Annotated in this window: 24 protein-coding genes; 18 read left to right on the top strand and 6 right to left on the bottom strand. The window is 62.3% G+C overall.

Going from position 1 to position 23,779, the window contains the following annotated elements; genetic code table 11:
* Positions 1 to 270 precede the first annotated feature (270 nt).
* Positions 271 to 852 carry a sulfocyanin-like copper-binding protein gene (locus NKH29_RS24200; protein WP_352718092.1) on the bottom strand — a complete coding sequence of 194 codons (582 nt, stop codon included), beginning with the start codon at positions 850 to 852 and terminating at the stop codon, positions 271 to 273.
* A 1,335-nt stretch (positions 853 to 2,187) separates the two neighbouring features.
* Here NKH29_RS24200 and NKH29_RS24205 point away from each other — a divergent pair.
* The 8 genes from NKH29_RS24205 (at position 2,188) to NKH29_RS24240 (ending at position 9,358) form a co-directional block, all read left to right on the top strand.
* A complete protein-coding gene (locus tag NKH29_RS24205) occupies positions 2,188 to 2,799 on the top strand; it encodes a cupin domain-containing protein (protein ID WP_031194868.1) in 612 nt (203 codons plus the stop codon).
* A 116-nt stretch (positions 2,800 to 2,915) separates the two neighbouring features.
* Positions 2,916 to 3,854 (top strand): ABC transporter substrate-binding protein, encoded by a 939-nt coding sequence (locus NKH29_RS24210; protein ID WP_352915269.1) that lies wholly within the window; start codon positions 2,916 to 2,918, stop codon positions 3,852 to 3,854.
* Positions 3,855 to 3,928: 74 nt separating this feature from the next.
* Complete coding sequence (locus NKH29_RS24215) at positions 3,929 to 4,726, top strand: ATP-binding cassette domain-containing protein (protein WP_023721835.1); 798 nt, start codon at positions 3,929 to 3,931, stop codon at positions 4,724 to 4,726.
* The gene (locus NKH29_RS24220) at positions 4,723 to 5,727 is read left to right on the top strand and encodes an ABC transporter permease (RefSeq protein ID WP_352483919.1); all 1,005 of its coding nucleotides are present in this window, start codon (positions 4,723 to 4,725) and stop codon (positions 5,725 to 5,727) included. Before NKH29_RS24215 ends, NKH29_RS24220 begins: the two co-directional genes overlap by 4 nt.
* A 4-nt stretch (positions 5,728 to 5,731) precedes the next feature.
* Complete coding sequence (locus NKH29_RS24225; RefSeq protein ID WP_352848528.1) at positions 5,732 to 6,820, top strand: phosphotriesterase family protein; 1,089 nt, start codon at positions 5,732 to 5,734, stop codon at positions 6,818 to 6,820.
* A 28-nt stretch (positions 6,821 to 6,848) separates the two neighbouring features.
* Entirely contained in the window at positions 6,849 to 7,619 is a 771-nt protein-coding gene (locus NKH29_RS24230; protein ID WP_352848525.1) for a glutamine amidotransferase, read from the top strand.
* Positions 7,620 to 7,622: 3 nt separating this feature from the next.
* Entirely contained in the window at positions 7,623 to 8,531 is a 909-nt protein-coding gene (locus tag NKH29_RS24235) for a ribokinase (protein WP_352859532.1), read from the top strand.
* The gene (locus tag NKH29_RS24240; RefSeq protein ID WP_352811987.1) at positions 8,528 to 9,358 is read left to right on the top strand and encodes a BtpA/SgcQ family protein; all 831 of its coding nucleotides are present in this window, start codon (positions 8,528 to 8,530) and stop codon (positions 9,356 to 9,358) included. The genes NKH29_RS24235 and NKH29_RS24240 overlap by 4 nt, the downstream gene beginning before the upstream one ends.
* 111 nt (positions 9,359 to 9,469) lie before the next feature.
* Here NKH29_RS24240 and NKH29_RS24245 read toward each other — a convergent pair whose 3' ends face one another.
* Both NKH29_RS24245 and NKH29_RS24250 read right to left on the bottom strand, forming a co-directional pair.
* A complete protein-coding gene (locus NKH29_RS24245; protein WP_352848517.1) occupies positions 9,470 to 9,715 on the bottom strand; it encodes a type II toxin-antitoxin system Phd/YefM family antitoxin in 246 nt (81 codons plus the stop codon).
* A gap of 301 nt (positions 9,716 to 10,016) precedes the next feature.
* A complete protein-coding gene (locus NKH29_RS24250; RefSeq protein ID WP_352848513.1) occupies positions 10,017 to 10,367 on the bottom strand; it encodes a hypothetical protein in 351 nt (116 codons plus the stop codon).
* 56 nt (positions 10,368 to 10,423) lie between these two features.
* On the opposite strand from NKH29_RS24250, the gene NKH29_RS24255 reads away from it, so the two are divergent.
* Positions 10,424 to 11,446 carry a LacI family DNA-binding transcriptional regulator gene (locus NKH29_RS24255; protein ID WP_352859537.1) on the top strand — a complete coding sequence of 341 codons (1,023 nt, stop codon included), beginning with the start codon at positions 10,424 to 10,426 and terminating at the stop codon, positions 11,444 to 11,446.
* Here the strand turns inward: NKH29_RS24255 and NKH29_RS24260 are convergent.
* Entirely contained in the window at positions 11,434 to 12,411 is a 978-nt protein-coding gene (locus NKH29_RS24260) for an alpha/beta hydrolase (RefSeq protein ID WP_352811982.1), read from the bottom strand. The genes NKH29_RS24255 and NKH29_RS24260 overlap by 13 nt on opposite strands.
* 15 nt (positions 12,412 to 12,426) lie before the next feature.
* On the bottom strand, positions 12,427 to 13,575 hold the full coding sequence (locus tag NKH29_RS24265) for a Gfo/Idh/MocA family protein (protein ID WP_352811980.1): 1,149 nt from the start codon (positions 13,573 to 13,575) through the stop codon (positions 12,427 to 12,429).
* 437 nt (positions 13,576 to 14,012) lie between these two features.
* Between NKH29_RS24265 and NKH29_RS24270 the strand changes: the two genes are divergently transcribed.
* Genes NKH29_RS24270 through NKH29_RS24295 form a run of 6 tightly spaced genes read left to right on the top strand, consistent with a single transcriptional unit; the run spans position 14,013 to position 19,235 of the window.
* Complete coding sequence (locus NKH29_RS24270) at positions 14,013 to 14,786, top strand: sugar phosphate isomerase/epimerase family protein (RefSeq protein ID WP_353000778.1); 774 nt, start codon at positions 14,013 to 14,015, stop codon at positions 14,784 to 14,786.
* A gap of 10 nt (positions 14,787 to 14,796) precedes the next feature.
* Positions 14,797 to 15,873 carry a Gfo/Idh/MocA family protein gene (locus NKH29_RS24275; RefSeq protein ID WP_023721849.1) on the top strand — a complete coding sequence of 359 codons (1,077 nt, stop codon included), beginning with the start codon at positions 14,797 to 14,799 and terminating at the stop codon, positions 15,871 to 15,873.
* On the top strand, positions 15,873 to 16,691 hold the full coding sequence (locus NKH29_RS24280; protein WP_352483929.1) for a sugar phosphate isomerase/epimerase family protein: 819 nt from the start codon (positions 15,873 to 15,875) through the stop codon (positions 16,689 to 16,691). The genes NKH29_RS24275 and NKH29_RS24280 overlap by 1 nt, the downstream gene beginning before the upstream one ends.
* Positions 16,691 to 17,524 carry an alpha/beta fold hydrolase gene (locus tag NKH29_RS24285; RefSeq protein ID WP_352496435.1) on the top strand — a complete coding sequence of 278 codons (834 nt, stop codon included), beginning with the start codon at positions 16,691 to 16,693 and terminating at the stop codon, positions 17,522 to 17,524. Before NKH29_RS24280 ends, NKH29_RS24285 begins: the two co-directional genes overlap by 1 nt.
* Positions 17,521 to 18,243 (top strand): ribulose-phosphate 3-epimerase, encoded by a 723-nt coding sequence (locus NKH29_RS24290; RefSeq protein ID WP_352483931.1) that lies wholly within the window; start codon positions 17,521 to 17,523, stop codon positions 18,241 to 18,243. The genes NKH29_RS24285 and NKH29_RS24290 overlap by 4 nt, the downstream gene beginning before the upstream one ends.
* A complete protein-coding gene (locus tag NKH29_RS24295) occupies positions 18,243 to 19,235 on the top strand; it encodes an ROK family protein (RefSeq protein ID WP_352548581.1) in 993 nt (330 codons plus the stop codon). The genes NKH29_RS24290 and NKH29_RS24295 overlap by 1 nt, the downstream gene beginning before the upstream one ends.
* 97 nt (positions 19,236 to 19,332) lie before the next feature.
* Here the strand turns inward: NKH29_RS24295 and NKH29_RS24300 are convergent, their stop codons facing one another.
* Complete coding sequence (locus NKH29_RS24300; RefSeq protein ID WP_023721854.1) at positions 19,333 to 20,094, bottom strand: DeoR/GlpR family DNA-binding transcription regulator; 762 nt, start codon at positions 20,092 to 20,094, stop codon at positions 19,333 to 19,335.
* Positions 20,095 to 20,326: 232 nt separating this feature from the next.
* On the opposite strand from NKH29_RS24300, the gene NKH29_RS24305 reads away from it, so the two are divergent.
* From NKH29_RS24305 to NKH29_RS24315, 3 genes are all read left to right on the top strand, one after another.
* Complete coding sequence (locus NKH29_RS24305; protein ID WP_352496431.1) at positions 20,327 to 21,133, top strand: beta/alpha barrel domain-containing protein; 807 nt, start codon at positions 20,327 to 20,329, stop codon at positions 21,131 to 21,133.
* Entirely contained in the window at positions 21,130 to 22,068 is a 939-nt protein-coding gene (locus NKH29_RS24310) for a PfkB family carbohydrate kinase (RefSeq protein WP_023721856.1), read from the top strand. The genes NKH29_RS24305 and NKH29_RS24310 overlap by 4 nt, the downstream gene beginning before the upstream one ends.
* A gap of 142 nt (positions 22,069 to 22,210) precedes the next feature.
* Positions 22,211 to 23,356: an ABC transporter ATP-binding protein gene (locus NKH29_RS24315; protein ID WP_352483933.1), complete on the top strand. Its 1,146-nt coding sequence runs from the start codon at positions 22,211 to 22,213 to the stop codon at positions 23,354 to 23,356.
* Positions 23,357 to 23,779: the final 423 nt, after the last annotated feature.

The raw sequence follows: 23,779 nt of genomic DNA on the forward strand, positions 1-23,779 counted from the left end.
CACCACCGTGCCATGGCCGCTCGCCCTTCAGAGCAAGCGCCGTTCTCTCTCCAAAACTTTTTGCAGAACCTTCAGGACACTATCCCTCGCCGATGCTCCGGCTGCGCCAAAGGCTTGTTTGGATGCCTCAGCTTGGACCTGGTGGCTTGGCAACCAGGGGCAGTTCTAGACCGGTCGGGGCGCGGCCAGACTTTCGAGTTTCAAGATAAGCCGCGACGGATTTGCAATGATCTCCACGACGAAGCCATAGCGCTGGTTGCTCGCGCAACCCTATGGGCGTCCTGGGGGCTGCTCCTGCGGAAACTTGTCTTCATGGACGATTGCCACGGCCCGCACAAGATTGCCTCTCACCTCGAAACCGATCCAGTGTCCGTCCATCAGGTGTGTTTGTCTCGGACAGGCGAGGAAATAGTTCCCCGCCTGCTGGGCAACAAAGTTGAGTTGTCTCTTCTCATTAATTTTAATCCCCTCTAGCGGAGCGGTGTACGCCCCCCAAATCGCATCCTCAGCCTCCAACTTCACTGGCATCTCCGACCGAGCATAGACCCTGGTCACCATCAGACCGTGCCTGAAATTCGAAGAGCCATTGATGAACTCGATCTGTACCGACCATTCTTCTGGCACGATGATCGTGAGATTGCCGTCCCAGTAGCCGTTGAAGTCGATAATGTCGGTCCGGATGTTGTCCCTGCGGTACCGCTCGACTTGGTTCCAATCGGCGACAATCTCTATAGCCACCGTCTTGGCTGCCGGATCGTTTTTGATCCAGCTCGGGACGAAAGGCTCCCCAGCCAGCGCAATTCCAGGCAACAATCCAAAGGCGAGAAGGGCAAGGTGGGCAAAGCGCGCCATCGCAATCAGAGGCTCCTCCCGAGCGGAGCGGCCAAGCTTAAGCGACCGCAATCGAAATCGACTAGGCCTATCCCTCAACGAAGAGAATACCCCCAAAACAAGATCCACACCAGCAAACCCCCTTTTGGCGGAACGGAACAAAACTCGCCGTCGCCGGAGGCGCCCCCAAGCGAACGCCCCACCTCGCACAGGCCGATGTCTGCCGCCGAAAAGCGAAGGAGGGTAAGGTTATCCCGCCAGGCTGATCGCCGCTCGGCAAAGGTCTCCTTCGGGCCGGAAAGCGGACAGATGCTTTTCTAACCCGGAGCGACACGAGCAGACCTTTTGTCCGGCGCAAGTGTCGTCCTGACGTGACCCAATGCGGCCTTCAGTTGCGAGCGTCGCTCGCTGGAGCTGCGTCAGTCGGTCGGGGGGCCAATGGTATTTTCAATGGAACGCTAATATATATGGAAAACCGAACGAGCAGCGCCTGCCAGATACTTGAGGAATGCCATGCGAAGGCTCATCTTCACGGCTATGTGTATCGCCGCCGCAACAGCCGCTAACGCCCATGATTGGTACGAAGACAAGATTGACCCACAGACCAAATTCAAGTGCTGCGGTGGTTCTGATTGCCGCGCCGTACCTCGGTCTTCGGTGCGGTCCAGGGTAGACGGTGGGTATACTTATTTGCCGCATAATTTCACCATCCCACGGGACCGTGTGCAGCAATCCCCGGACGGGCAATACCATATCTGCGAAAATAAATATGTCGTAACCAATCAGCTGTATTGGCGTTGCTTCTTCGCACCTCGTGTCGATGTGTCTATACTTCTAAAGCATTAACCGCGCGTCGCTTCCGCGATTCACATCCGCAAGGTGCTAGTCCATTAATTCTGTTGGACTTTCTTCAAAATTGTCGAAGCTCAGGCGGTGCGCGACTGCCTCAGGGATTTCATTGAGTACATCGCCGCTACCGAGAGCAACTCCATGGGGCGCTGCCGCGGGTGACTTCCGGCGGACTCCGCAAATTCGGTGACAGTCCAGATTTTATCGTGTCGGCATGGCCGTGGTTGTGTAGATTGGCTGTGTGGCCCGCCTTGCCCGTATTGTCCAAGTCCACTCGCCACGAGACGCAACGCGGTAACGGCTGGCGATTTCGACCACGATGGACAGCCAAGCGATAGGGGTAACTGGCGCGGGATCATCAGCACGGTTCATGCGAGAGCAGCATTCGCCAGAGGCCGGAGCTACGGCTGCAGTCTCGAATTTGACGCATCAGCACTTGCAAATCGTCGGCCGAGGTCTTTTGCTCGCGCGATAGTTGCCCTTGACCGTTGAATGGTTGGCGAACAGATGAATAAAATCGATCGACGGCGGCCAGAGTCGGAAACGGACGCCACCGTAAATGCCGCGAGACTTGGAACTCGACTGCGCCTCGCCCGCCAGACACGCGGCATGACGCTGAAGAGCCTGGCCGCGGCTGCGAATTGCTCGGAAAGCCTGCTGTCCAAGATCGAGAACGGCAAGGCTTCGCCGTCTCTGCCCATGCTTCACCGTCTGGTCGAGGTTCTCGACACCAACATCGGCTGGATGTTCGAGCAAGTCGATGACGACGAGGCGATCGTATTCCGGGCGGGCGCAAGGCCTTTGATTGCGCTCGACGCGCTACGGCGTGGCGAGGGCATTTCGCTCGAACGCATCATTCCGTATTCGCCTGGCCACCTCTTACAATGCAACATCCATCACATCGAGGCAGACGGCGAGAGCGAAGGCCCGATTCAGCACGCCGGCGAGGAAGTCGGCTACGTGCTCGCCGGCCGGATCGAGTTGATCGTCGACGGCAAGCGACATGCTCTCGCCACCGGCGATGCCTTCGTTTTCAGGTCGGAGCTGCCGCATCATTACCGCAATATCGGCAAGGAACGCGCCAGCATTTTCTGGGTCAACACGCCGGCGACTTTCTGAGCAACGCTCTGCGTTCATTTGGATTGACAAATATTCAAGTCTCTTGAATGCTTGCCTCGTGCCTGTAGCACCAACGGGAACCAGCCGGTCTGGTCCGCAAGCAAGGGGAACCGAAAATGCGTCTGTTCAAACTTCTCGCCGGCTGTGCCGCCGCCATTGCCATGGGCTCGGCAGCCATGGGATCGGCGCTTGCCGATACGTTCGCACTCGTCAACATCAACCAGCAGGCCCTGTTCTTCAACCAGATCAACGAGGGCGCGCAGAAGGCAGCCGACGCCGCTGGCGCCAAGCTGGTCATTTTCAACGCCAACAATGTGCCAAGCGCGCAGAACGACGCGATCGAGAACTACATCACGCAGAAAGTCGACGGCATCATTCTGGTTGCCATCGACGTCAACGGCGTCAAGCCCGCGATTACCGCGGCCAAGGCGGCCGGCATTCCCGTCATCGCCATCGACGCGCAGATCCCCGACGGCGACAATATCTCGTTCATCGGCGTCGACAACACCAAGGCCGGCGAGGACATCGGCAAATTCTACGCCGACTATGTGAAGACCGAGATGGGCGGCAAGGCCAAGATCGGCATCGTCGGCGCACTCAATTCATTCATCCAGAACCAGCGGCTCGACGGGTTCAAGAAGGCGGTGACCGAAAGCGGCCAGGCCGTCACCTTCCTGGACACGGTCGACGGCCAGAACGTTCAGGAGACCGCGTTGAGCGCTTCGGAAAACCTGATGACCGCCAATCCGGACATGAACTCGCTCTATGCAACCGGCGAACCCGCCTTGCTCGGCGCCGTTTCGGCTGTGACCAGCCAGGGCCGCACCGGCGACGTCAAGGTGTTCGGCTGGGATCTGACCAAGCAGGCCGTTCAGGGCATCGACGACGGCTGGGTGGTGGCGGTCGTGCAGCAGGATCCGGCAGGCGAAGGCAAGGCCGCGGTCGAAGCGTTGGGCAAGCTCAAGAAGGGCGAGAAAATCGACCCGATCATCAATATCCCGGTGACGATCGTGACCAACAAGAATGTCGACCAATACCGCGCGATGTTCAAGTAAACTGCGTCGGCGACCGAGCCGCGGCGCCGCCTGAAGCTGCGCCGCGGATACCTGGCAATCGCGTGGAATCCCAGATGAGCAGTGGCCAGACCTATCGGGTGCGGATGAGCGGCATCTCAAAGCGTTACAACGCCATCCAGACGCTCGATGATGTGTCGCTGACGCTGAAGCCGGGCGAGGTGCTGGGGCTGGTCGGCGACAATGGCGCCGGCAAGTCGACATTGAGCAAGGTGCTGTCGGGGGCTGTGGTTCCCGACGCCGGCACCATCGAGATCGACGGCAAGCCGGTGATCTTCAGCTCGCCGGCGGACGCACGTGCGGCGCGCGTCGAGATGGTCTACCAGGACCTGTCGCTCTGCGACACGGTCGATGTCGCCGGCAATCTGTTTCTCGGCCGCGAGCCGCGCCGCCGCATCGCCGGCATTTCCTTTCTCGACAAGAAGCGCATGCACGACGAGACGCGCCAGATGCTCGATCGGCTCGGTATCGTCATTGCCGACACGCGGCTCAAGGTCGAAAACCTCTCCGGCGGGCAGCGCCAGTCGATCGCCATCGGCCGCGCCGCCTCGTTCGAGCCGGCCGTGCTGATCATGGACGAGCCGACGGCAGCGCTTGCGGTGGCCGAGGTCGAGGCGGTGCTCGAACTGATCCGCGCGGTCAGCGCGCGCGGTGTCAGCGTCATTTTGATCACCCACCGGCTGCAGGACCTGTTCCTCGTCTGCGACCGCATCCAGGTCATGTATGAAGGGCGCAATGTCGCCGAGCGGCTGATCGGCGAGACCAATATCGAGGACGTGGTCAATCTGATCGTCGGCCGCAAATTCAGTGCGCGTTCCGCCACCAACGGCTATCGCGGTGGAGCGCCGGCATGAGCGATGCGATCCACGCTGCCCAGCCCTCACGAGTGCGCAAGGGCACCTGGCGCGATGCGCTGCTCGCCAATGGCAGTGTCGTCTCGATCGCGCTGTTCTTTCTGGTCGTCTGCATCATCTTCTCGGTGGCGACCGACGCCTTTCTGACGTCGCCTAATCTGTTGAACATCCTGCGGCAGTCGGCGCCGCTGCTGATCGTCGCCGCGGCAATGACTTTCGTCATCACCACTGGCGGCATCGACCTTTCGGTCGGCTCGGTACTGGCGCTGGTGGCAACGCTGTCGGCGACGCTCTTGCAGTTCGGCCTGCCATGGTCAGTCGTTATCCTCGCCATGTTGGCGCTCGGTGCCCTGCTTGGCGCGGTGCAAGGCTATTTCGTCGCCTATGAGGGCATCCCGTCCTTCATCGTCACGCTTGCCGGGCTTTCGGTGATCCGTGGCGTGGCGCTGCTGATCACCGGCGGCTATTCGATCCCGATCGAGCCCGGAAGCGCTTTCACCGTGCTGGGCCGTGCCTGGTTCCTTGGCGTGCCGGTGCCGGCGCTGATCGCGCTGGCGATCCTGGCCATCGCCTATCTCGCCTTCAACGAGACGCCGTTCGGCCGCTATGTCACCGGCATCGGTGCCAACGCTGAGGCGGTGCGGCGCGCCGGCGTCAACACGCGGCAGACGACGCTCTTCGTCTATGTGATTTCCGCCACCGCGGCAGCCCTTGCCGGGATCATCATTGCTGCCCGGCTTGGATCGGGATCTTCGAATGCCGGACAGGGTTTCGAGCTGGAAGTCATCGCCGCGGTCGTGCTCGGCGGCACCAGCCTGTTCGGCGGCCGCGGAACGATCATTGGCACGGTGCTCGGCGCGCTGACCGTGGCCGTCATCGGCAACGGCCTGATCCTGGCGCATCTGTCGCCTTTCCTGACGCCGATTGTCACCGGAACGATCATCCTGGTCGCCATCTGGCTGAACTTCCGCCTGTTCCGCGGCGCCGTGCGGAGCCGTTGAGCCGATGGGCGGTCTGTTCGATGACGCGGTGCCCGGCCAGCGGCTGGCGATCGGGGTCGAAACCGGCCATGTGATGACCGTGCTCGGCCCGGTTCCGGTCGAGGAGATGGGCATCACGCTGATGCACGAGCACATCTTGCTCGATGGCGCGCGCAGCTGGAAATGCCCCTGCCATCCCGATGACATGGCGGTCGCCGAGCAGCCGGTGAACATCGAGATCATCGGCGAGTTGCGCATGAACCCATACGTCAACCGCGACAACGTTTCGCTCGACGACGCCGACCTGGCGCTGTCAGAGCTACAGCGCTATCGCGCACTGGGCGGCCACACCGTCGTCGATGCCACCAATATCGGCATCGGCCGCGATCCCGAAAAGCTCGCCCGTATCAGCCGCATGTCCGGCCTGAAGATCGTCATGGGCACCGGCTTCTATCTCGAGCACACCCATCCCGAATGGCTGAAGGCCATGGATGTGGACGCGGTGACCGAATTCATCGTCAACGATGTCGGCGGCGGCGAGACGCAGCCGCCGATCATGGCCGGGCTGATCGGCGAGGTCGGCGTCAGCAAGGATTTCACCGCCGAGGAGCGCAAGTCGCTCAAAGCTTCGGCGCGCGCTTCGCGCATCACCGGCGTGCCGCTGTCGGTCCATCTGCCGGGCTGGGAGCGGCTGGCGCACGAGGTGCTCGATATCGTCGAGGCCGAGGGCTCCGATCTCCGCCATACCGTGCTCTGTCACATGAACCCGAGCCACAACGACCCCGACTACCAGACAAGCCTCGCCCGGCGCGGCGCGTTCCTCGAATACGACATGATCGGCATGGACTATTACTATGCCGACCAGGACGCGCAATCGCCCTCCGACGAGGAGAATGCACGCGCCATCGCCGCCCTTGTCGAGGCGGGCTTCGGCGACCGCCTGCTGTTGTCGCAGGACGTGTTCCTCAAGATCATGCTGACGCGCTTCGGCGGCTTCGGCTATGGCTATATCCTGAAGCATTTCATACCGCGCCTAAAACGCCACGGCGTCGAGCAGCCGGCCATCGACCGCATGCTGATCGCCAATCCGAAAAGCGTATTCGCGCGGCTCTGAATGGCCTCGAGTTACGACGGGAGTTCAAATGTCCAAGAAGAAGATCCTGCTTGCCGGCGAATCCTGGGTGTCGACCGCGACCCATATCAAGGGTTTCGACCAGTTTCCGACCGTCACCTACCACACCGGCGCCGACGAATTGCTGGGCGCGCTGAAGGCGACCGATTTCGACGTCACCTTCATGCCGGCGCATGAGGCGCAGCGCGGCTTTCCGCAGACGATGGAGGCGCTGTCGGCCTATGACGCGGTCGTGCTCTCCGACATCGGCGCCAATACGCTGCTGCTGCATCCCGACACCTGGGTCCACTCCAAGCCGACGCCGAACCGCTTGCGCCTGCTGCGCGGTTACGTCAGCGGCGGCGGCGGTCTATTGATGTTCGGCGGCTACTATAGTTTCCAGGGCATCAACGGCGGGGCGCGCTACCGCAAGACGCCGGTCGAGGACGTGCTGCCTGTGAGCTGCCTGGCCTATGACGACCGCGTCGAGGTTCCGGAAGGTTTTGCGCCCGTACCGAAACCAGGGTCGACACATCCCATCCTCAGGGGCCTTGGTTCGGACTGGCCGATCCTGCTCGGCTTCAACGAGGTGAGGCTGAAGGACGGTGCGGAAGTTCTGGCTACCGTGTCGTCGGACTATGGCTCACTGCCGCTGCTCGTCACCGGCCACCATGGCAAGGGCCGCACCGTGGCCTGGACATCCGATGTCGGGCCGCATTGGCTGCCGCCGCAGTTCATCGCCTGGCCAGGCTACAAGACCCTGTTCGAACAGATGCTGGGCTGGGCGACCGGTGAAAGCTGAGCCATGCGCGTCCACGTCGTCGGCAATGCCTGCGTCGACACCATGTTTCGCGTCGGCCGCTTCCCGGCCGTGGGCGAGACCTTGAACGCCGTGAGCTACGCTGACGGCCTCGGCGGCAAGGGCGCCAACCAGGCGGTCGCGGCAGCGCGGACTGGTGCAGAGGTGACGTTCTGGACGGCGCTCGGCAAGGACCGCGAAGGCGCATGGATCAGGAGCTGGCTCGACAGCGAACTGTCAGACCTCGAGGTCAGCGAATTCGAGCTGCCGAGCGACCGCTCGACCATCGTCGTCGATGGAGGCGGCGAGAATTTTATCGTCAGCGGCGTCGCCTGCAGCGAAGCGTTCTATCCGATAGAACAAACTGCGCTTGCCCGCTGGATCGCGCCCGGCGACATGCTCGTCTGCCAGGGAAATTTGCCCCTCGCCGCGACCAATGCCTGCCTCCGAGCAGCAATGGAAAACGGCGCGCGCACCGTCCTCAACGCCAGCCCCATCGATGCGGCATCTGTGCCCGATCTCGGACTGGCGGAGGTTTTGGTGGTCAACCAATCCGAAGCGCAAGCCCTGACCGGCCAGAGCGATATGGCAGCCGCCGCCCGGGCGCTGGCGGCCAGAGGCGCGGGTATTGTCGTGATCACGCTCGGCGGCGAAGGCTGTCTCGTGCTTGGTCCGGACCAGACGGAACCGCTTCGCTTGCCGGCGCCGCGCGTCGAAGCACTCGACACCAGCGGCGCCGGCGATGTGTTCTGCGGCTGTCTGGCCGGCGGGCTTGCCCGGGGCATGCCGGTCACCTCGGCACTGGAGCTGGCGCTCGCCGCCGCCGCAATCGCCGTGACACGGCCGGGCACGCTGGCATCCTGTCCTTCCGCCTCCGAGATGGCGGCGCTCATCGATCAAATGGAGCTCTCATGACCCAGATCGGCCAATCCGGCGGCGACGCGCTCGTGGACCTTTTCGGCCGCACCAAGGTGGTGATCGGCGTCGTTCACCTGGCGCCGCTGCCCGGCGCGCCGCGCTATGATGGCGAGGCGATCGAGGCGATTTACCAGCGCGGGCTCGACGATGCCCGGGCCTATCTCTATGGCGGCTGCGACGGCGTCATCGTCGAGAACCATGGCGACATCCCCTTCGCCAAGCCTGACGATATCGGACCGGAGACGGCGGCCTATATGGCTGTCGTCTCAGACCGCATCCGCCGCGAGCTCGGCAAGCCGATCGGCATCAATGTGCTGGCCAATGCCGCCATCCCGGCCTTGGCGATCGCTAGCGCCGCCGGCGCCGGCTTCGTCCGCGTCAATCAGTGGGCGAATGCCTATGTCGCCAATGAGGGCTTTGTCGAAGGCGAATCGGGCCGTGCGGCACGCTACCGCGCCAGGCTGCGCGCCAACGGCATCCGCATTTTCGCCGATGCCCATGTCAAGCATGGCGCACACGCCATCGTCGCCGACCGCCCAGTGGAGGAACTGGTCAAAGACCTGGCCTTCTTCGACGCCGACGCCATCATCGCCACCGGCCAGCGCACCGGCCACGCCGCCGATTTGGGCTACATAAGCATGATCAAGCAGGCCGCCGGCCTGCCGACGTTGGTCGGCAGCGGCGTGACGCCGGACAACGCCAACGATATCCTCGCCATTGTCGACGGGGTCATCATCGCCAGCGCGCTGAAGCACGACGGCGTCTGGTGGAACCAAGTCGACTCTGCTCGAGTAAAGGCGTTCATGGGTGGTCTGAGGCGATAGCTGACTTCAACCCCCCACCGCACCGAAGGGCCGCAGTCACCCGCGCGAGGGGCGGGAGCTCTTCGGGCTCGCCCGCCGCCCAGAGCAAAAGATGGGCATCGAGCAGAAGTTTCATGCGTCGCCGCCAAACAGCTTCCCGATTTCCTCATCGGCCATGCGATCAACATCGTTTGGAACTGAAAACTGCCCGGCCATAAACCCAACGCGACGCATTTCGCCGGCCGCAGGTGCGTCTATGGCAACGACCTTCACCATCGGCTTGCCGGATTTCGCAATTATGAAGGATTCAGCTTTGACCGCCCTGTCGACAAGACGAGACAGATGCGTCTTGGCCTCGTGAATATTGACGGTGTGCATTGCGGGCCCCGCGACTTAGTCCATGCAACTTAATCTACTCGGGTCGATCTTCTACTATTGAGCGACTTCCTCGCGCCTAGCCGGCTGCTAGCAAGGAAGGGATTTCGACCCAATGGCCCGAATTCGCCGTTAGGAATGGCTTGATCAGGATGGTAGCTTCGCTCAACCACAGCAACGAAGTCGGAGGCGATAGTTCGATGAGTGTGGGGAAGGCATCTCGCCCAGTAGTGCCGTTGGACGCCCGTTTCGACTTCGATGCCGCCGATCTTCGACGGATCTCGAGACACAGTAACTGTTTGGATCAAGTCCCGCATCGCCTCTGCGGATTCGCAGTTGCCAGCCCCAATTCCTTTGGCAAGCCTGTTTGAAGCTGGTTTAGTTGTTCATCGTAGCGTGCCGGCACCACAGGGCTCCAAACAGTCACCGCGCATGGGTGTCGGCTGATCTCGACAAGGATCTCGCCGGCACTGACCAGTTTCTCCATCTCGCGGAATTCGTTCCGGCGCTGCGCTCCCGCCTCGCCGCGAGACTCGAATTTCCCATTGCTCACCCGACGATGAATACCGCTTGCGCCTTTTGCGTCAATTAATAAATTTACGCATGGAAACTCTCGGACATTATCTGTAAATTTTCGTCTTGCAGTTGCACGCATGGCGGGCAGCGCCGAGGAACCACCCGGGATCGGATGTCTGTGACGAGAGGATTTCAATGCCGATGACGCACAAGACCATGGAGGATTTCGCCCACTCCTGCGGCGTCTCCAGGCCGACCTTGTCGAAATATTTCGAGGATCCAACCAGCGTCAAGCCAGCGACGCGAAAGCGGATCGAGGAGGCACTCCGCTCGTCCGACTATCAGCCCAATCTGTTTGCCCGCAACCTGAACCGCAAACGGACCCGCAGCATAGGCATCGTGGTGCCGACTCTCGCCGATCCTTTCTATTCCGAGATGGTCAGCCGCATCGAACTCAGGCTGCGCCACGAAGGCTACTGGCCGATCGTGATCTCCTCGCACGGCTCGCGCGAACTCGAAGTGGAAGCGACGCGAACCATCCTGTCACTAAAAGTTTCCGGTGGGCTGATCGCGCCGCTCGGCCTGCGCTCGGACCACCGTGCGCTGGAGAAGCTGACGCAGGCCATACCGATCGTCTATTTCGACACCTATCTCGAGAGCGGCACGCCGTTCGTCGGCAACAACAACAGCCAGAGCGTTTCGACGATCGTCGATTACCTCTGCCGCTCCGGCGGCGCGCCGGTCTATTTCGACATCCCGCACGTCAATCACAATACGCGCGAACGCCTGCACAACTATGTAAGCGCCATGCAACGGCTCGGGCAAGAGCCGGTGATCATTGGCGACACCCATGAATACACCTGGGATTTCGAACGCATCGGCTACCAGCAGATGGAGACAATGCTCAGCAATGGTGGCTTGCCGGGTAAGACCATTTTGTGCGCCAATGACCGCCTGGCCTTCGGCGTCATGGCGGCCGCCTATTCGCAAGGTCGCAAGGTCGGCCGCAAAAGCGATTGCGACCTGCGCGTCGCGGCCCATGACGACCACCCGCTCAGCCGCTACACCTGTCCTGCCTTGACCACCATGGCGCAGAACTTCGCCGCTATGGCGGGACGCAGTGTGGAGACGCTGCTGGCCCTGCTTGATGAGGACGGGACTGCGGTTGCACCCAAGATCAATCTCGACGCGACGCTGGTCATGCGTCAATCGGCCTGAGCATTTCCAAAGGCGAGATCGAAGCCGCGCCATGCGCGGACCGCCGCGCTGACCGCTTGCCGTGCAGCCGGGCTATGGCGGCCCATCGAGACGAAGCCGTGGATCTGGCCATTCCAGCGGCGCAGGGCGACCGGCACTCCTTCATCTTCCAGACGCTTCGCGTAGGCCTCGCCTTCGTCGGCGAGAATGTCATGGCCGGCGATGGCAACAAAGGCCGGCGCCACACCGGCAAGGCTGGGCGCCTTCAGCGGCGACACGCGCCAATCGTTGATATCGCCGGCATGGGTAACATAGTGGTCGCGGAACCAAGTCATGGTTGCCGCAGTGAGACCAAAACCCTCGGCAAAGCGGCAATAGCTGTCGGCCGTCTGCGCGGCGTCCGTATTCGGGTAGAACAGCAGCTGCGCCGTCGGCGGATTCTTGTTTTCGCGCGCGAGCAGGGAGAGCACCGTGGCGAGGTTGCCGCCCGCACTGTCGCCTGCGACAGCGATGCGCTTCGTGTCGACGCCGAGATCGTCGACGGCACTTTGCATGAAGGCAAGCGCCACGCGGCAATCCTCGATCGCCGCCGGGAACTTGTGCTCCGGCGCCAGCCTGTAGTCGGGACAGACGACGACGCAGGCGGCCATGTTGGCAAACCAGCGGCAGATCTCGTCATGGGAGTCGAGATTACCGATCACCCAGCCGCCGCCATGCAGATAGAGCAACGCCGGCGCGCCGTGCGCGGAAGCTCCTAGCCCGCGATAGATCCTGAGCGTCAATGGGCCGCTTGGTCCGGCGATGGTGCGCTCGGTCAGCGAGGCGACCGGCTCGCGTTCGCCCTGCAGTGTCGGAAAGCCCTGCTCATAGGCGCGGCGGGCTTCCTGAGGGCTGCCGGCCTCAAACGGCTTGGCGGCCGCCTGCCGGCCGAGGTCGAGCACATGCCGGGCTTCCGGATCGAGCAAGGGCGAAGGCGATATTGTCATGGACGGCTCCCAAACTCAGGCAAGCAGGCTTGCCGCCTCGTCCTCCGCAAGGAGTGGCGGCTGATCGACGGTTCCATTGACTGCAACCGACTCGCGGCTTTCTCCCGAAGCGAGGATCGCTTCCATGATCTCCAGCACATGCAGCGCAAGGTCGCCGGACGCACGCGGCTTTCTTCCGCTCAACAGCGCGCGTGAAAGGTCGGCGACGCCGAGCATGCGGTAATTGGCGCGATCGGGCGCGGCGAAGGGCCAGTTGCGCGCGCCGTAGAGTTCGCTCTCGCTTGTGAAGTCTGCCCAGTCGGCTCCGCGCTCCGAAAGCGAGACGGTGCCGCCGAATGTGTCCGGATCGGGCAGCTTGAGCGAGCCTTCCGTGCCATGCAGTTCGATCGGATGGTTGGAGTGCTTGAAGACGTCCCAGGAGGCGCCGAAGGCGACGGTAGCGTCTGAGCGGAATTCCAGCAGCGACAGGATGCTGGTTGGCGTGCCGACCTTGAAGGTGGTGTTCCTGTAGGGACCCTCTGCGGTGATCAGGCGCTCCTCCTGGCCACGCGTTGCCATGGCCATCACGCGGCCGACCGGCCCGAGCAGGTTGACCAGCATAGTCAGGTAATATGGCCCCATGTCGAAGACCGGGCCGCCACCGGGTTGATAATAGAATTGCGGATTGGGATGCCAATGCTCCATGCCGCGCCCCATCATGAAGGCGGTGCCGGTCACCGGCCGGCCGATCGCACCCCCGTCCATGAGGCGGCGCGCCCGCCGGCCGGCGGCGCCAAGAAACGTGTCGGGGGCCGAGCCGAGCAGCAGCCCGCGCTTCGCCGCCTCCGTGACAAGACGGCGACCGTCGTTGGCCGAGGTCGCCAGCGGCTTTTCGGTGAAGACATGCTTGCCCGCCGAAAGTGCTGAAAATGAGATGTCGAAATGCGCCGACGGGATGGTCAGGTTGAGGACGAGGTCGATCTCCGGGTCGGCCAGAAGCGCGTCGACGCTGAGCGGACGGATGCCATATTCGCTGGCGCGCAAGGCCACCATGTCGGCGGAAATGTCGGCGCAGGCGCGCAGTTCCACCTCACCGAACAGAGCCGCATTGCGCAAATAGGTCATCGAGATGTTGCCGCACCCGACAACGCCGATGCCGAGCTTTGTCTTTGATTTCCCGTGCATTTCGATCGTACCTCCCAACACGTCAGCGGCCTGGACCGCTGCGCGGCAACGGATCACATTCGCAAGCCGCTATACAACATTTTAAATATTGACGCGCGTAAAATTGTTATAGAACATGCGAAAATGCTGACGAACGTCGGGCGCGCTGCCGGCCCTGGGAGGAGAAATGACTGACATGAAAAATCGGCCGGCCGCCGGCTCGAAGCCCGTGCTCATGTTATGATCGCCGACCGCCGGCAATTTCTCACTGGAAGCGCCGGGCAGCTGGTGCAGTAGCGCGGCTTGCGCGCAGGACTGGGCGTTCGCCGGACTCGCGCCAGTCGCGCGCCGAGCTTTGCCAACACCGCCTCGGGGGAGGCTGACGCAGGGCGGCATCAAGGAAGGAAAGGACGATCGTGAAAAACCTGAAAGTCGGTTGCCAGACCTTTACCTGGGAAATGTTGGGAGACCGCTTTGCCGGCGGCCCCGACGATCTCGTGAAGGCGATCGCGGATGGCGGCTATGCCGGCATCGAGATCACCGACACGATGATCGGCCGCTATGCCGGCAGGCCGGCGGAATTCGCCACCGCACTGAAGGCGACCGGCCTCACCCTCGTCTCCTTTGCCTTCGGTTCGAAGAACGGCTTCACACTGAAGGAGCAGATCGGCGCCGACCTCGAGGCCGCGAAGCGCTGGATCGACTTCGCCGCCGCTTTTCCGGGCGCGATGGTGTCGATGGGCTCGGCCACCGTCGTCTCGGACGGCCGACGCGACGACAGGTTCGCCATCGCGGCCGAGATCTACAACAGGGCGGGTGAGCTCGGGCGCAAGGCCGGCGTCGATGTCGCGGTACATCCGAGCTCGCACCACAACACGCTGCTGTTCGACCGCGCCGATTACGACCGTATCTTCGGGCTGATCGATCCGTCGCTGGTCGGTTGGGTGCCCGACACCGGCCACATATTGCGCGGCCACAACGATATGATCGACACCCTCACAACCCATCGCGACCGCATCCGCTACCTTCACCTGAAGGATGTCGATGCCAGCGGCACTTGGGCAATGCTTGGCAAGGGCATCTGCGACACCCAGGCAGTGATCGCCATCGCCAGCGCCGCGCCCAACTTCAACGGCTGGCTGGTGTTGGAGGAAGAATCCGACACCGCTGCCGCAGATCCGGCCGCCGCGGTCAAGACCAACCGCCAGACGATGCGCGGCTACGGCGCGTGAGGAACAGATCATGATCCGGAAACAAGACCGCCGCCTTCGTGTCGGTGTGCTCGGCTGCGGGCCGATCGCGCAATTCGCCCACCTCGAATCCTGCGTCAAAGCAAGGAACGCCGACCTTTATGCTATCTGCGATGCCGCCCCCGACCTTTTGGGGCGCATGGGCGCGACCTATGAACCTGAGAAGATGTATGGCGACTACGACGCCATGCTGGCCGACCCGGAACTGGAGGCGGTGATCGTCGCGACCTCGGACGCCTATCACGTGCCGATGGCGATCAAGGCGCTCGAGGCCGGCAAGCATGTGCTGTGCGAGAAGCCGATCGGCGTCTCGGTCGAAGAGGGCCAAAAACTCGCCGACGCGGTCATGCGCTCCGGCAAGGTGCTGCAGGTCGGCCACATGAAGCGCTTCGACCCGGCTCTTGAGGCGGCGCGCGATTTCGTCCGCGACGAGATGGGCGAGATACTGGCGCTAAAAGCCTGGTATTGCGATTCCACCCACCGCTACACCAACACCGATGCCATCCAACCGCTGCCGGTCAGCAGCCGGCTGGCGCGCAAGCCGGCCGGTAATCCGAAGGCCGATCTCAGGCGGTACTTCATGCTTGCGCATGGCTCGCACCTCGTTGACACCGCACGCTTCCTGTGCGGTGAGATCCTCGCGGTGCGCGCCCGTCTCAACCAACGTTTCGGCGCCTATTGCTGGTTCGTCGAAACGGAATTCGCCAACGGAGCGCTTGGCCATCTCGACCTGACGGTGGCTGTGCGCATGGACTGGCACGAGGGCTTCCAGCTCTACGGCGAAAACGGCTCGGTGATCGCGAAGACTTTCAATCCCTGGTACTTCCGGGCAAGCGAGGTCGATATCTTCCATGAGAAGGATGCAACGTCGCGCAAGCCGCTTGGCGCGGACGGCCATTTCTTCCGACGCCAGCTCGAAGGCCTCTCCGACACCGTGCTTGACGGCGCGCCGCTGCGTGGCGCCGACGTCGAGGACGGCCTCGCCTCGATCCGCGCCATGGTGGCGATCGCCCGCTCGGTCGAAACCGGCCAACGCGTCGAGATTGCTGGCGTAACAGGAGCGGTCTGATGGAGATCGGGGTCTTCGCCAAGACTTTTCCGGGAAGCGAGCCGGCCGGTGTGCTGGCCGCGGTGCGCGACGCCGGATTTGCCGTTACCCAGTTCAACCTTGCCTGCGCCGGCCTGCCGTCGATGCCGGATGCGGTGCCGGATCACGCCATCAGCACTATTGCGGCTGCGTCTAATGCCTCCGGCGTCGCTTTGGTGGCGCTGTCGGGCACCTACAACATGGCCCATCCGGACATGACGGTGCGCCACGACGGCCTGCGCCGTCTTGGCGCGGTCATCGAGGCCGCGGCAGCGCTTTCGGTTCCGCTCGTCACCCTGTGCACGGGAACGCGCAACGCGGACGACCAGTGGGCGCATCACCCTGGCAATGCCGATCCGTCGGCCTGGGCCGATATGGCAAGCGAGATGGAAAAGGCGCTTGCTCTGGCCGAGCATCACGGTGTCGATCTCGGCATCGAACCCGAACAGGCCAACATCGTCACATCGGCAGCGGACGCGATGCGCATTATCGCAGAGATGGGCTCGAAGCGGCTGCGCATTGTGCTCGATCCGGCGAACCTGTTCGAACAGGCGAGCACAGGGCAAGCACGCGCCGTCGTCGCTGCAGCAGTCGAAGGCACCGCAGGCCACGTCGCCATGGCCCACGCTAAGGACCGTTTCGCCGACGGCCGCTTTGCCACCGTCGGCCGCGGCGTCGTCGACTTCGCCGATTTCGTCGCCCGGCTCAAAGTGTCAGGCTTTGACGGGCCGCTGGTCACGCACGGCCTTTCAGCCGAAGAGGCACCAGGCGTCGCCCGGTTCCTGAAGGGGCTGGCCTGATGGCGCGCCCGGCCACCTTGTTTCGCGACGATGCCACGCTGCGGATTTCCGATGAGGGCGACGGGCTTGCCGTCGTCTTCCAGCACGGGCTGGGCGGCGGCGAGGCACAGGTCGCGCAGGCTTTCCCCATCGACGCCGGCTGCCGGCGCATCACGTTGGAATGCCGCGGACACGGTGAGTCCGATCTAGGCAGCCGCCGACCGTTTTCAATGGCGATGTTTGCGGACGATGTTCTGGCCGCCGCCGATCAGGCCGGCCTCGACCGTTTCGTCGCTGGCGGCATTTCCATGGGCGCCGCGATTGCGTTACGCCTTGCCTGCCGTTGTCCGGACCGCGTCGCCGGCCTGATGCTTGTGCGGCCGGCCTGGACGTTCGAACGCGCGCCAGTGAACCTGCAGCCGATCGCCGAGGTCGCCGGCCTCATCCTCGATCATGGCCCCGACAAGGCCAGGACGATCTTCTCGCGGTCTGAAATCGCCGCGCACCTCCAGAGCGAGGCACCAGACAATCTCGCCTCGCTGTTCGGTTATTTCGACCGCCCGGATGCAGCATTGTTTGCGCAAGTCCTGGCCGACATCGCTGCCGATGGAGCTGAGGTCTCGGCAAGCGACGCCGCCACCCTTGGCATTCCTGTGCTGGTCATCGGCAATACTGTGGATGCGGTGCATCCACTATCGGCCGCGCATACACTTGCGGATGCCATCCCCGGCGCGGCCTTTGTGGAGATCGCCGCCAAGGCGCTCGACGGCAAAAGGCATTTCGCCGAGCTGCAGGCCGAGATCACCACGTTCCTTCACGCCCACTTCAACATCCGGAGCCTTGTTGCGTCATGACGAGCAAATCCTTATCCGGCCGTATTGCCATCGCCGCCTTGCCGCGCAACCGGCTGCTCGGCGAGTTTTCCCTGTGGTCGGCCGACCTGGCCAACATGGAGCGCGATCTGAAGCGCATAGACGCTTATGTCGACCTGCATCACATCGACGTCGCTGACGCCCGCTTCACCCCCGGCTTCCTGTTCTTTCCGGATCTGGTGGCACGGATCGCCAAGCTGACGACAAAGCCGATCCATGTGCATCTGATGGTCGAAGCGGAAATCGTCGAGGAGCAAACGCGCCAGTTCATCGAGGCCGGCGCCGACCTCATCAGCGTCCATGTTGAAAACGGCGAGGCCGGGTTGCGCGCCGTGCGGCTGGCGCATGAGCTAGGCGCCGAGGCCGGCGCGGTGCTCAGGCTGGAGACGCCTGTCTGCGCCGTCACGCCCTTCTTGCCCGAAGTTGCCTTTGTGACGCTTCTCGGCACGTCGATCGGCGTCAAGGGCCAGGCCCTGTCCGACCAGGCCTGCCCGCGCCTGATCGAGGCGCGCGCGCTGATGCGAAAAGCAGGTCGAGAGAACCAAATCATCTTGGCTGCCGATGGCGGAATCCGACACGAGACGGTGCCGCGCCTGCGTGCTGCCGGGGCCGAAACGGTGGTGCTCGGATCGCTGGCGTTCGGCGACCCCGACCTTGCGCAACGCATGGCCTGGCTGCATGGGTTGAAGGTCGCCGCCTGATGACCAAAGTTGCGCTTGCATTCGATCTCGGCGGAACGGAGCTGCGGGGCGCGCTGGTCGAGCGCAACGGTCGGGTTGTCGCCCGCGTTTCGGCGCCGACGTTGGCGGGTGCGGGATCGGAAGCGGTGATCGGCCAGATCATCTCACTTGCTGGCAGGCTCCTGGTCGAGCGGCCGCAGGCAGAGATTGCCGGCATCGGCGTCTGCGCGCCGGGGCCGCTCGATCCCAAGGCCGGGATCGTGATCGCGCCGCCGACGCTGGCCGGCTGGCACGACGTGCCGCTGCTCGACATTCTGGGCAGGCATTTCGGCCTGCCGGTGCGGCTGGAGAACGACGCCAATGCAGCCGCGCTGGGCGAATGGCGTTTCGGCGCCGGCCGGGGTAGCGGATCGGTGGTCTTCGTCACCGTGTCGACCGGCATCGGCGGCGGCGTTGTTGCCGATGGCCACATCTATCATGGCCGACGCGGGCTGGCAGCCGAGATCGGCCATATGACCATCACCGGCGAAGGCGACCGCTGTTTCTGCGGCGCCATCGGCTGCTTCGAGGCGGTGGCATCGGGAACCGCGCTCGGGCGGCATGCCACGCGGCTGACGGCTCCCGGCGACGGCTCACTGCTCAGGCGTCTTTCCGGCGACGGCGATGTCTCGGCCAGGCACGTCGTCGAGGCCGCTCGCGCCGGCGATATCAGGGCCCTGGAACTGGTCGAGGCCGAGGCGAAGTGGCTGGGCATCGGCTTCACCAATCTGTTGCACCTCTACTCGCCTGATCTGATCGTGATGGGCGGCGGCCTCGCCAACGGCTTCGATCTGCTGGCGCCGCTTGTCAGGGGCACCGTCGAAGCGCGGGCGATGCCCGCCTATCGCGATGTGCCGATCGTACAGGCGCAGCTCGGCGACCAGGCCGGCCTGGTCGGCGCGGCAAGCCTGATCCTGCGGGAGGGCAAGCCAGGAACGTCACTGGCAATGGCGCAGAACGACGAGAGAAGATGACGCCGGCACTCGCCGGGAGCGCTTCGGCCGCAGCGAATTCGAACTCCGGCGTCAAACGCAGCGCGGCACCGAGAGGCTGATGGCAGACGGAAGGCACTCACACGTAGCGCACTTCGACTCCCAGCTTGTCCAATCGGCTACGAATCCCATACGGCATACCAGTGTCGGTGATGATCAGATCGACACGTGACAACGAGAATGCCTTGGACGAGGCGCCGATATCCCATTTGCTTGAATCTGCCACAAGGATCACACGCCTGGCCATACGAACCAGGTTACGCTTCGTACGTGCAATGTCTTCTGAGACATCGACGACGTCGAATGAGTGATCTATCGCATGCGCGCTGACGAATGCCTGGTGAGCCACAAGACCGCCCACGGCCTTGTCAAAATCCGACACGATCGTGCTGACCGTCTCGGGATAGACCCGACCGCCTATCATATGCACGTCCAGTCCGGGACGATACATCAGATGCTGCGCGATGTTCATCGCGGTTGTCGCTACTACGACATTGCTGACCGGGGGCATCTGCATTGCGACCTGCAGCAACGTCGAGCCGCTGTCGAACACCACGGACTGGTTGTCTATGATCTGGCGCGCCGCCATCTGCGCGATACGCCGTTTGGCATCGAAGTTGCGGTACATCCGTTCTTCGAAGGCCGCGGCGGGCGAATCAGCGGGCAAGGCAATTGCGCCGCCATGCGTTTTGATCAACTGCTTTTTTGCGTCCAGAATTTCCAGGTCGGACCTAATGGTCACCTCGGACACGCCGAAGTTTTCCGCCAGTTGGCTGGTGCGCGCCTGGCCGGTCCGTTGAAGCTCGAGCATGATCTGATGTCGTCGTTGTTCCGCCAGCATGTGTGACCCCGAATTGCTGTTTGAATAGCTGCACGCTAACCTTTCGAAAATCGAACCCCAAACCGGCAAGCGTTTGCGAATCCTTGGGATAGCGCGTCATCGTAGCGAACGCTAGCGGTCGCAATCGCAATCTTATATCAAAACGAAAGAAATCGAAATATTGAGTATTGTTTTGCTTTCGAGTTAGGGTCCCTCAATGTCAGATCAAAAATCGCGAAGGGACTGCACCGATATGGGCCTTGGAACTAAAATTCGCTTGTCGCGGCTGTTCTCGCATCGATCTGGAAACCTGTTCGGTGGTGCGGTCGACCATTTCGTAGGCTATGGCAACGTCCGTGAGGGCGGCCTTGCGGATCTCCCCGGCGCGCTCAAGCGAGTGATGGCCGGAGAGCCAGATTACATCAGCATTCAGCCTGGTGCGGCGCGTCATCTGTGGCCGGCTTACGCCGGCAAGGCGGCGCTGGTCATTCAGGCGGGATGCTTTACGCCCGACGATCGAATCAGTCAGTTGATCGCGACACCCGAAGATGCCGTGCGCTACGGTGCCGATGCGCTGGCCGTCGCCATTCCGGTGCGGGGCGATACCGAGGGCCACTACATTCGCTGGCTTACCGATACGGTCAACGCTGCTGCTCGTTTCGAAATGCCGGTCGTTGCTCATGTTTATCCGCGCGACTATTCAAACGGCTGCAAGATCGTCTTCACGCCCGACGAGATCGCCTATGCAGTTAGGATTGGCTTTGAGACCGGCGTCGACGTGATCAAGGTCGGATACACTGGGGACTTCGACTCATTCAAGGAAACGGTCGCCACTTGCCCGGTTCCCATCGTTATCGCCGGCGGCCCGAAGACCGAGGATCTTCTGGGCGCTCTGACCCAGACCTCTGAAGCCCTGCGCGCCGGCGCGAAGGGTGCGGTCGTGGGGCGCAATTTGTGGGGGCATGGTGACACCACGATGGCAGCGCGTGCGTTCAAGGGCGTCATTCACGACGGGATGGCGCCGCAAGACGCTTTGGCGGCTGCGGCACGTGAGCCGTGACCGGCGATCTTCAGGTCTTGGGCTTCGGAGCCTTGGCGATTGACGACATCATCTATGTCGACAGCCCGCTGGGTGCCGGCAAAGGGAGGGTGACAAATCGCACGAGGGACCACGGCGGCAATGTGGCGACGGCACTCGTTGCTGTCGCCAAGTTGGGCGGGCGTGCCGGTTTCATCGGCTGGCTGAGCGATCAGCCACATTCAGATGTCAGCGCCCGCGAACTTGAACGACACGGTGTCGACATATCGTTCGCGCCACGTCGTTCCGATGCCAGGCCGATCCGGTCGGTGATCACTGTGGCGCCTAATGGTGACCGGTTCATCGCCTATGATGATGATGTGCCGCACGGGACCTCGGATGCGCTGGCCGACAGCGTCCTTGCGCAAGCCCAGGTACTGTTGATCGACGGCTACGCCACGCAGGCGGAGATGGTCGTTGCTCGAGCCCGCACGCTGGGTCTGGCGGTGATCGCCGATATTGAGTGGACAATCGGACCTGCAACCGACCGATTGATCCGCCTATCAAATCACCTGGTATTCCCTCTGGAATTTGCGCAGACCTATACAGGCGAAAAAGAGGCGACGGCGATCCTGCGCAAGCTGTGGTCGGATGACCGCTCCGCGGTCGTGTTGACCGATGGCGATCGAGGCGCCTACCTCCGGCAAAAGGACGATGCCGTTTTGTGGCACGTTCCGGCCTACAAGGTCAGGGCAGTGGACACGACCGGCGCGGGGGATTGTTTCCATGGGGCCTATGCCTTTGCCCTTACACAGGGAAAGCAGCCTGTCGCCTGCGTTGTTTATGCAAACGCCGCGGCCGCGATCTCGGTAACGGGCCGCGGTGGCCGTATGGCTCTGCCAGACCACAATGCCTGTCTCGCGTGGATGGCGAAAGAAAATGCGCCTGTGCCCATACCGATTACGTCGCCAGACTGAGAATTCATCGCTCGGATATTGCCGCTTCTGGGGGAAGGAGCGCGCCTTGGCTGCGCCGATGACACTGCCGGTTCGATCTGCAGTCGCGCTGGGTGGAGGCTATTCGACGTTTAGCTAGCGCAGATAATAGGGAGGATGTGACGTGGCCGTTGTTGTGTTGGACAAGATTTGCAAGACCTACGGGACGAAATTCCAAGCAATCAGGGATCTTAGCCTGACGATAAACGATGGCGAGTTCCTCATTCTCGTTGGCCCTTCGGGATGCGGAAAATCGACTGCCTTGCGCATGATCGCGGGGCTGGAAGAGATCAGCAGCGGAACCCTGAGCATTGGCGGCGAGAATGTTGAGGATCTGGCGCCGAAGGACCGCGATATTGCGATGGTCTTTCAGAATTATGCCCTTTATCCGCATATGACAGTGTTCGACAACATAGCCTTCTCGATGAAGCTTGCGGGGAAGAGCAAGGCCGAGCGCACGAAGCGCGTCCATGAAATTGCAAAGACCCTGCAATTGGAAACGCTGCTCGACAGTAAGCCGGCGGCGCTATCAGGCGGACAACGCCAGCGGGTCGCCATGGGGCGCGCGATGGTGCGCGAACCGGCGGCCTTTCTCATGGATGAACCCTTGTCAAACCTCGATGCCAAGCTGCGCGTGCAAATGCGCGCGGAAATTGTCAGCCTGCAAAGACAGTTGGGGGTGACCACGATTTATGTAACACACGATCAGACCGAAGCCTTGACCATGGGCGACCGGGTTGCGGTCTTAAAAGGCGGTGTGCTTCAGCAGGTCGACACGCCAAAGACACTGTACAATCGGCCAATCAATGCCTTCGTGGCGGGTTTCATCGGGTCGCCATCGATGAACCTGTTCGAAGGCCGTTTGCACAATGGCAGGATCGACCTGCCGACCTTTTCGATCCCGGTGCCGACGAGTGCGTTTGAGCGCTCGCCTGGTCTGACCGCCTTCGAAGGCAAGACACTCATCTTCGGCATACGCCCCGAGGATCTCTACGACAGCAGTCTGGAATCGGGATCGCGCCATGCCACTCTGCCGGCAATCGTAAAGTCGACGGAGGAATTGGGATCCGAGCTTGTCGTTCACCTGAGTGTCGATGCGGTTCGAATCGATTCCGGCGACCCAGATGCCGTTGAAGATCTAAGCGGTGCGGCAAACGCCGTAGCGAGGTTTGAAGCCGTCAGCGCGGTCCGGCCGGGCGAGTTGATTAATCTTGCGATCAACGCGGCCAAGTTGCACTTCTTCGATCCCCAGACGCATCTCGCAATTTAGCGTGATCCGCGAGGGTTGATCCGGAAAGAATCGGACGCGCAAATTTCGTTAGACGCTGGCTCCACTCTGGTGTGCGAACCCTCGCTCGACCATCAAATCGGTTGGTTGAGGGTTATTTTAAGGCCGTGACTTCTAAGCTGCCAGATCGTAGCCGGCCAGGAGCCAAGCATTCGTGGGCGACTAAGATCGTTGGCTTTGCATCAAGGGAAATTTCGGGCCGTCCTCCTTGGCAAACGGTGCAACCCTGCTCGACATCGTTCAGCGTGCGACACGCCGATTTTTTCACCGGGAGCTCGAGATCGTCTCGTGCCCATTGGTCACCCAACAAAGCGATCAAGAGTCGCCTGAACGCCGTCTAAATTGCGACGTCTTCGCAAGTGCGTGACCTCGCCGAAAGCCCGCTTTTCCGTCCGATCGATGCGC

The sequence above is a fragment of the Mesorhizobium sp. M1295 genome, assembly GCF_040318135.1.
Classification (GTDB): domain Bacteria; phylum Pseudomonadota; class Alphaproteobacteria; order Rhizobiales; family Rhizobiaceae; genus Mesorhizobium.